6 protein-coding genes are annotated in these 8,104 nt (G+C 61.1%); 2 read left to right on the top strand and 4 right to left on the bottom strand.

The window, feature by feature from the left end; translation table 11 throughout:
* Window positions 1-138: 138 nt before the first annotated feature.
* The gene (locus tag VJ604_RS00565) at window positions 139-2,106 is read left to right on the top strand and encodes a polysaccharide biosynthesis protein (RefSeq protein WP_324079438.1); all 1,968 of its coding nucleotides are present in this window, start codon (window positions 139-141) and stop codon (window positions 2,104-2,106) included.
* A gap of 202 nt (window positions 2,107-2,308) precedes the next feature.
* Here the strand turns inward: VJ604_RS00565 and VJ604_RS00560 are convergent, their stop codons facing one another.
* The 3 genes from VJ604_RS00560 to pckA form a co-directional block, all read right to left on the bottom strand.
* A complete protein-coding gene (locus VJ604_RS00560) occupies window positions 2,309-2,842 on the bottom strand; it encodes a HyaD/HybD family hydrogenase maturation endopeptidase (protein ID WP_324079437.1) in 534 nt (177 codons plus the stop codon).
* Between the two features lie 96 nt (window positions 2,843-2,938).
* On the bottom strand, window positions 2,939-3,130 hold the full coding sequence (locus VJ604_RS00555) for a hypothetical protein (protein ID WP_324079436.1): 192 nt from the start codon (window positions 3,128-3,130) through the stop codon (window positions 2,939-2,941).
* Window positions 3,131-3,259: 129 nt separating this feature from the next.
* The gene (gene pckA / locus VJ604_RS00550; RefSeq protein ID WP_324079435.1) at window positions 3,260-4,849 is read right to left on the bottom strand and encodes a phosphoenolpyruvate carboxykinase (ATP); all 1,590 of its coding nucleotides are present in this window, start codon (window positions 4,847-4,849) and stop codon (window positions 3,260-3,262) included.
* Between the two features lie 298 nt (window positions 4,850-5,147).
* On the opposite strand from pckA, the gene VJ604_RS00545 reads away from it, so the two are divergent.
* Complete coding sequence (locus VJ604_RS00545) at window positions 5,148-6,479, top strand: OmpA family protein (RefSeq protein WP_324079434.1); 1,332 nt, start codon at window positions 5,148-5,150, stop codon at window positions 6,477-6,479.
* Between the two features lie 333 nt (window positions 6,480-6,812).
* On the opposite strand, the gene VJ604_RS00540 is transcribed toward VJ604_RS00545, so the two are convergent.
* A complete protein-coding gene (locus tag VJ604_RS00540; RefSeq protein WP_324079433.1) occupies window positions 6,813-7,889 on the bottom strand; it encodes an IS110 family RNA-guided transposase in 1,077 nt (358 codons plus the stop codon).
* Window positions 7,890-8,104: the final 215 nt, after the last annotated feature.

Below are 8,104 nucleotides of genomic sequence, written 5' to 3'. Positions count from 1 at the left end.
GGTGCGGGCGGCGAAGCTGCCGGCGTCCGGCAGCTACCCTCAAGCTGCGTAATGTCGTACCTGTAATCTTTTTGACTGTCGTTTTGCCGTACTTGTATTTGCTGCTTTTGTTCTGTTTTGTGATGTAAGGAGGGGAGTATGTTTCGCGATAGAAGGGGGCTCGTTTTCTGCCTCGACCTTTCGTTGATTGCCCTGTCGCTCTACGTTTCGTTTCTGCTGCGCTTCGATTTCCGCATCCCGGAGGCCCAGAACCAGGTACTGCTCAATGGCCTGATGGTCATTATGATCGCCAAGCCGCTCTTCTTCGTGGCGTCCGGCATGTACCGCAACATCTGGAAATACGCCTCGCTGCGGGACGCCATCGAGGTGCTGAAGGTGGTGACCCTCTCCAGTATCGGCTCCATGCTGGTGCTGCGGCTGGTCAATGCTCCCTTCGGTCTGCCGCGCTCGGTCTATGTCCTCGACTGGTTCGTCCTGCTCGCCCTGGTCGGCCTCAGCCGGATGTTCTGGCGTCTATACCGCGAGGCCCTGATCATCCCCTCCCACCTCCCCGGCAAGAGAACCCTTATCATCGGCGCCGGCGACGCAGGGAACCTCCTCTTGAGGGAGATCCGCAAGCTCACCCCTTCTCCTTACACCATCGTCGGCTTCGTGGACGACGATCCCAGAAAGCGCGGCATGCGTCTTTCCGGCATCAAGGTCTTGGGAGATATCGATCATCTGAAGGGGCTGATCCGCAAGCACGACATCGACAACGTCATCTTCTCGATCCCCTCCGCCGGCCCCTCCGTCATGCGCCGGGTTCTCGCCAGCTGCGAAAAGGCAAACGTGCGGGTTCGCACCCTTCCCGGCATTGCTTCCATCATCGACGGCACCTTCTCCCTGAGCCAGATCAAGGACGTGGATATCGAGGACCTGCTCGGGCGCGACCCGGTGGTGCTTGACCAGCGGGCGATCCGCAACTACTTAACCGGCAAGCGGGTGCTGGTCACCGGTGCGGCGGGAAGCATCGGCAGCGAACTCTGCCGGCAGGTGGCGGCATTTTCTCCGGCCAAGATCGTCATTCTCGACCACGCCGAGACGCCGCTTTTCTTCATCGAGCGCGAGCTCACGGGAGCCTTCCCCGACCTGCAGATCATCCCGGTGATCGCCGACGTCAAGAACCGCGAGCGCATCGAAAAGGTCTTCGCCGAGTTCAGGCCCGAGGTGGTCTTCCATGCCGCGGCCTACAAGCACGTGGCCATGATGGAATACAACCCGGCCGAGGCGGTGCTCAATAACGTCATCGGCAGCCGGGTACTGGCCGACGCCGCCGACAATTTCAAGGTCCGCAACTTCGTGATGGTCTCCACCGACAAGGCGGTGAACCCCACCAACGTGATGGGTGCCACCAAGAGAAGCGCCGAGGTCTACGTGCAGGCCCTGGCGGAGAGGAGCCAGACCAGGTTCACCACGGTCCGCTTCGGCAACGTGCTGGGCTCTAACGGCAGCGTCATCCCGCTCTTCAAGGAGCAGATCCGCAAGGGTGGGCCGGTGACGGTGACCGATCCGGAGGTGGTGCGCTTCTTCATGACCATCCCGGAGGCGTCGCAGCTGGTGCTGCAGGCGGGCTGCCTCGGCCAGGGGGGGGAGATCTTCCTGCTCGACATGGGCGAGCCGGTCCGGATACTGAGTCTCGCGGAGGAGCTGATCCGCCTTTCCGGCCTGGAACCCTACACCGACGTGGACATCGTCTTCACCGGCCTCAAGCCCGGCGAAAAGCTCTACGAGGAGCTGCTCATCGACGGCGAGGGGATCCTGCCCACCGCCCACAAGAAGATCCGGGTCAGCGCACCGGTGGAGAGCGACTACGAGTGGGCCTGCGTGAAGCTGGACGCGCTGGCTGCTCTGGCCAAGGCGGGAGACATCGCCGGCGTCCTGCAGTCGTTGAAGGCCATCGTGCCGGAGTTCTCTCCGCGCTACGACCTGGACGCTCCGCAGCAGCTGGCCTTCCAGAGGGTACGCCCGGACCTGTTCCCGCCCCAGAAGGTGGCGGTGGTCAGGAGCCTGCGCCTGGAACCGGTGAGCAGGCCGGAGGTCGTCGAGCCGGCCGGGCAGGCGATCTAGTCTTCCCCTCACCCGTCCTTCAGGCACCCTCTCCCTTTAAACGGCGAGGGGATGGCTTGGGCAGGGTTCCGGAGGAACGGGGCTTCCCTCACCCGGCCCTCCCCCGCAGGGGGAGGGAGTGCAGGCGCAATGTTGAAATGAGATGGTGTGGTTGGTGGAGAAATGAGGGGGCGCTGGAAGGGTAGCGGCTCGATGTATGGTATCAACGGGGATTGGCGCTTAACGAGCGGGTCCCCGTTGTGCTATCCAGGTCGCTGCTTGAGGTCGGCAAGGGAGAGATCCCCCAGCAGGCCAGCTCCTCAAGGAGCTTGGCGACCAGCGGTTCCAACTGTGCCTCGACCGCTGCCGAAAGCTCCATACTCACCGTCACGCTCTCCGGCTGTACCCCCCAAAGGACGATCTCTTCAGGGGCCCCGCCGAGCGCCGCGGCAAGGGTGAGCAGGTCCTTCAGTCCGACCTGGTGCGGCGACAGCTTGCTCTCCGGGGTAGATGGGATGGCGTCGCCGGCGTAGCGGACGAGGGTCCCGGGAGCGGCGCCCGTTTCCACGGCATCGACGATCAGCAAACGCTGGGCGTCCTGCACCTGGGGGAGCAGGTCGAGCCCCAGGGTGCCGCCTTCCACCAGGTTGACCTCTCCGGGAAACCGGTATCGGTCGGTGAGGAGCTGGATCACCCGGACGCCGATGCCGTCGTCGGCCATCAGCAGGTTGCCGATGCCCAGCACGAGGATGTTCATGGAATGCCCTCCGTAGACAAAAACAAAGAGCCTCGTTGTGCACGGGGCTCTTTTGATAGAAAGCGGTGATGCCGGAGCCGGTTTCCGCCAAAGTGGTCAGGACATGATCTCGCAGTCATCCTCGCGCCAGCTGTCCAGGCTGCCGTCGGTGAGTTCCACCTGCACGGTGTCGCCTTCCAGGGTGCAGCCGTAGCTGAGGCCGATCTCGCCGGTCAGCCGGTTTTTCACCTTGATCCTTTCGTCCTTACGTTCGGTCCGGTCGCATATTTCGGAAAACGGTCCTTTCATAGCTCCCTCCCCTGCTGCCTTTGTTGGCTTAATGATATCAAGGGGGCTTCGGTTACGCAACTTGCGGGTGAGCCCCCATCCTCACCCTGTCCCTCCCCTTGAAGGGGAGGGGGCCCGGGCCGAGCGATATTACAGTACAGAGGCAACCTCGGGGGATACCGTCTCGGTGAACTGCTGGAAGTTCTTGCGGAACATCTGCACCACCTTAGCCGCGGCGGCGTCGTAGGCGTCCTTGTCGCCCCAGGCGTTTCTCGGGTTCAGGATGTCGTCGGGGACGCCCGGGCAGCGGACCGGGATGTCCAGGCCGAACACCGGGTCCTTCATAAAGCTGCCGGTGGCAAGCTCGCCCTCCAGGGCCGCGTTCACCAGCGCCCGCGAGTAGGCGATCTTCATCCTGCTCCCCACCCCCGGCCCGCCGCCGCTCCAGCCGGTGTTGACCAGCCAGCAGGTGGCCCGGTGGCTGGCGATCTTCTTGCCCAGGAGTTCCGCGTACACCGCGGGACGCAGCGGCATGAAGGGGGCGCCGAAGCAGGTGGAGAAGGTCGCCTGCGGCTCGGTCACTCCCGCCTCGGTGCCGGCCACCTTCGCCGTATAGCCGGAGAGGAAGTGGTACATCGCCTGTTCCGGGGTGAGCCGGGCGATGGGGGGGAGCACCCCGAAGGCGTCGCAGGTGAGCATGATGATGTTGGCGGGATGGCTACCCACTCCCGACCGGACGATCTCCGGGATGTGGGTGATGGGGTAGGAGGCCCGGGTGTTCTCGGTGAAGGAGGCGTCGTTGAGGTCGATCCGGCGGGAGATGGTGTCGACGGCAACGTTCTCCAGGATGGTGCCGAAGCGCCTGGTGCACTGGTAGATCTCCGGCTCCGATTCGGGGGAGAGGTTGATCACCTTGGCGTAGCACCCCCCCTCGAAGTTGAAGACCCCGCGCTCGTCCCAGCCGTGCTCGTCGTCGCCGATCAAAAGCCGGTTGGGGGCCGCCGAGAGTGTGGTCTTGCCGGTCCCCGACAGGCCGAAGAAGATGGCCACCTCCCCCTTGGCGGAGGCGTTCGCCGAGCAGTGCATGGAGAGCACGCCGTTGTGCGGCAGCAGGTAGTTCAGCACGGTGAAGATCGACTTCTTGATCTCTCCGGCATAACTGGTGCCGCCGATGATGACCAGCTTCCTGGCGAAGTTGATGATGATGAAGGCCTCGGAGTCGGTGCCGTCCACCGTCGGCTGGGCGTGGAAGGCGGGGAGGTCGATGACGGTGAATTGGGTCTGGTGGGTGAGCAGTTCCTCCTGGGTTGCCCTGAGGAACATGTTGCGGGCGAACAGCGAGTGCCAGGCCCTTTCGGTGATGATGCGGACCGGGAGACGGTGGTCGGGGCTCGCGCCGGCGAAGCAGTCCTGCACGAACAGGTCGCGTCCCTGCATGTAGAGGGTCATCTTCTTGTAGAGCGCGTCGAACTTGTCGGCGTCGAAGGGGCGGTTGATCTTTCCCCAGTTGATATCGCCGCCGCTTCCCGGCTCGTTCACGATGAACTTGTCGTTGGCCGCCCGCCCGGTGTAGTGGCCGGTTTTGACTGCCAGGGTGCCCAGGTGGGTGATCATGCCTTCTCCACGTCTCACCACCTGCTCGTACAGCACAGCGGTGGGCGAGGTCCAGTAGATGAGGTTGGCATTGGTGATGCCGTGTTGTTCCAGGCCGGTTCCTCTCGTAATGTCGTTAAGTTTCACGGTGGTTTCTCCTTAATACCTCTGAGCGGGAAGTATCGGTGAGGTCGCACGGTTTGTTGACAAGGAGTCGGATTCATCAGGTCGGACGAAAGTAATAGCTAAAACGATAGCAGGAGAGGGGCTGAATGCAATGAAGTGCTGTATCTGCTCCAGTGAAAGTTCTTTTATGGAGGCAGCATTCATGATATAGACACAGCTTCTGTGTTCTCATTAGGTGAATGAGCCGTCTTAGTTACGGCGTTTATGACTGTGACTTTGTTGTGATTTGATAGTTGTGATTTGATATGGAGGGAGAGTTATGACAAGAGTTGTTTCGGTACTGTTGGCGATGCTTGCCGTGGTTATGGTCGCTACCACGGCGCTCGCCGGAGAGAGGGAAGGGGCCATTTCGGTCTCCCCCTTCATTGGCGGTTATACCTTTGATGGCACCCAGCACCTGGAAACCGCACCGGTATATGGGGTGCGGCTGGGTTATGACATCACTGATCATCTTGGTGTGGAGGCGGTATCCGATTTTCTCTACACGCACTATACCCACTCTGGAAACTCGAAGAAGATGTTGTCCTACCGTTTGGACCTCCTCTACAACTTCATGCCGGACGGCCCTTTCGTCCCCTATGTGGCGGTGGGTGGAGGTGGCCTGACCTTCGGGGGGCAGGGGGTCAAGTTCAATGGCAAGAATACCGATGCAACCGCCAACCTCGGGGCCGGCTTCAAGTACTTCGTAACCGACTCCCTCGCCGTGCGCGGTGATGCGCGCCAGCTGTTTGTCATAGAGGACCCCAACCCGCCCAAGTACAACTGGGAGTACAGCTTAGGCGTCACCTTCCTGTTCGGGGGAAGCAAATCGGCTGTCGCACAGGCTGCGGTAGCTCCTGCCCCGGCGCCTGCTCCAGCACCGGCACCTGCTCCGGCACCTGCTCCGGTACCTGCTCCGGTACCTGCTCCGGTACCTGCTCCGGCACACGTTATTGCTCCTGCTGCTCCTGTTGAGCCGGTAGCTCCGCCGGCGCCTGCCCCGGTGGTAGCCTTGAAGGTGATCCCCGCTTCCATCAGCGCCTCCCAACCCGTCACCCTTGCCTGGAGCTCCCGCAACGCCGTGAACTGCGATCTGCAGCCTGGTCTCGGGCCGGTGCAGCCGGAGGGGAGCATGACGGTAACCCCCACCGCCGACACTGACTACACGCTGACCTGTGACGGTCCCGGCGGCAAGACGGCGAGCGCCGGCCATGTCACTGTGGTGCCGGCGCCTGCGCCGGTCGTTCCGGCCAAGGCCCCGGTTGCTGAGGAAGAGCACGGTATGGCGGTGACCATCGAGTACTCCACCGCCGGTGCCGAGGTGGCGGCGTCTTACCATCGGCAATTGCGTGAGATGGCGCGTTATCTGAAGGCGCATCCCGAGAAGAAAGGGGTGATCTCCGGATACACAGACAACATCGGTAGCGAGGCCTCCAACCAGGCTCTTTCCGCGCGGCGCGCGAAGGCGGTGAAAGCGTTCCTGGTCAAGCAGGGGGTAAGCGCTAACCGGCTGACCGTCAAGGGCTACGGCTCTGCTAATCCGGTTGCAGACAACGCGACCTCCGACGGGCGCCAAGCAAACCGGCGGACGGTGGTTGTGGCGGTGCCGTAGAGAGGAGCTCCACCTCCCTAGCCTCTCGCGAGGGAAGGGTTAGGGAGGGAACCTCGCCCCATCAGGGGGGAGGAGTATTGGACGATGATTGTTAATCTGGAAAAGAAAAGGCCCCGGCGGTTGCTCGGGGCCTTTCTTATGTGGCCATCTGTCAAGAGTTTCAAAGACCTGAGTGTTTCTAAACCTTCTCCGCCCGGGCATCTTCAACTGAGGATGCCTTTTCTTATTCGCGCCTTTGTTTCGCATCGTACCTTTCCGGTACCAGGGAGAAGGTTCGCCATTTTTTGTCCGCCACCTGATGTGGCATAGCCCCGTCGCGACCTCTTCTAATTTTCAAGCCATAGCTGTTCTGTACGTGCGTTGCTCGGTACAAAGGCGCCAAAGGATGATCGCTAAACGTCGAGCTACTGCAGTAATAGCTTTTTGAGCAACGCCAGTCTTTCCTAGCAGGCGCGTATAAATGGCTTGTGCATGCGGATCTTTTGCTTTCCACATCCAGGCCGCCTCAATCAGCAGGCTTCGCAACCTTGCCTGCCCCACTGGGACAAGACGTCCGGAAGGCGTTTTCCCACCGCTGTGGTGTACTACGGGAGCCAGGCCAATGTAGCTGGCAACTTCTTCCGGCCTTTTGAATCGTTTGGGTTGGAATATCTCCAGGGCAAACGTCGTAGCTACTACCGAGCCGACACCTGGGACTGATTGGAGACATTCCATGCTTTTGCTAAGGTCAGGTGCCTTTGTCAGCAACTTCAATTGCTGTTCCACTCTGCGCAGCTCCTCAAGATTAAACGTCAGCTCGCGCAGGTAACTTTCCAAGGTCAATCGTGCGGCAGGATCCATTGGGAGCGCAACGAGAACGGCTTCTACGTTCTGATTCCAGTGCTCTAGTTCCTTCGGCTCCTCAATCCCGAGAAACAGGATGAGGCCTTTGATGCGCTGCCGGCAGCGCCTTACACTGTCGACAAGCATGTGTCGCCGACGGAGCAGCGTCCTGCGAGCCTCTTCCTGTGGAGAGGGGAGTGCGATCGGCCTGAGCATTCCTTTGGCGGCGTACTCGGCCAGCTTCAAGCAGTCAAGTCTGTCGCACTTGGCGTCCCGCGTCACTGGACGGGGAATCTTGCTGGGGGCGGCAACAATGACGGGAATGCCGGCATCCTCAAGGAACCTGGCCAGGGAAAAACCGGTAGGGCCGGATTCATAAGCGACGGCGCCGATGTTGATCTTGAGGCCGAGCAGCAGGTGGAGGATGGCAGATGGGGTTGGAGGAGTGACCGCGCTGACGGTGCGTCCGTCAGCGCGGCGCAGGGCGAAATAAAAGCTTCGTTTGTGAACATCGATACCGACGTAGAACGGAGCGTCTTCGAAACCGCTAACAAACTGTCGTAGACCTGCTAAACTTTCCTTCGCCATGTTGGCCTCCCTTATCCTGGTAACTTGAAGTCCGCAACTTCAAAGACTACCAGTGGATGGCCAGCATGGTATTTTTTGTCCGGTTGCAGACGGCCCCCAGCCTCACCCTGTCCCTCCCCTTCAAGGGGAGGGGACCTCCGCTTCCCTTCACCCTCCCCTTCAAGGGGAGGGTAGGGGTGAGGATGGGGTTAATGACTTGCTTTCCATTCAACAAC

Origin of the sequence: Geomonas sp. (genome assembly GCF_035254065.1) — a bacterium.
Taxonomy (GTDB): domain Bacteria; phylum Desulfobacterota; class Desulfuromonadia; order Geobacterales; family Geobacteraceae; genus Geomonas.
Note: the sequence above shows the minus strand (reverse complement) of the source record. Positions and strands in the feature narration are given on the sequence as shown.

Excerpts from the sequence above, each read along its gene's own strand:
- VJ604_RS00540 (WP_324079433.1), bottom strand. The coding sequence starts at position 7,889 with ATGGCGAAGGAAAGTTTAGCAGGTCTACGACAGTTTGTTAGCGGTTTC.
- VJ604_RS00555 (WP_324079436.1), bottom strand. The coding sequence starts at position 3,130 with ATGAAAGGACCGTTTTCCGAAATATGCGACCGGACCGAACGTAAGGAC.
- VJ604_RS00560 (WP_324079437.1), bottom strand. The coding sequence starts at position 2,842 with ATGAACATCCTCGTGCTGGGCATCGGCAACCTGCTGATGGCCGACGAC.
- VJ604_RS00565 (WP_324079438.1), top strand. The coding sequence starts at position 139 with ATGTTTCGCGATAGAAGGGGGCTCGTTTTCTGCCTCGACCTTTCGTTG.
- VJ604_RS00545 (WP_324079434.1), top strand. The coding sequence starts at position 5,148 with ATGACAAGAGTTGTTTCGGTACTGTTGGCGATGCTTGCCGTGGTTATG.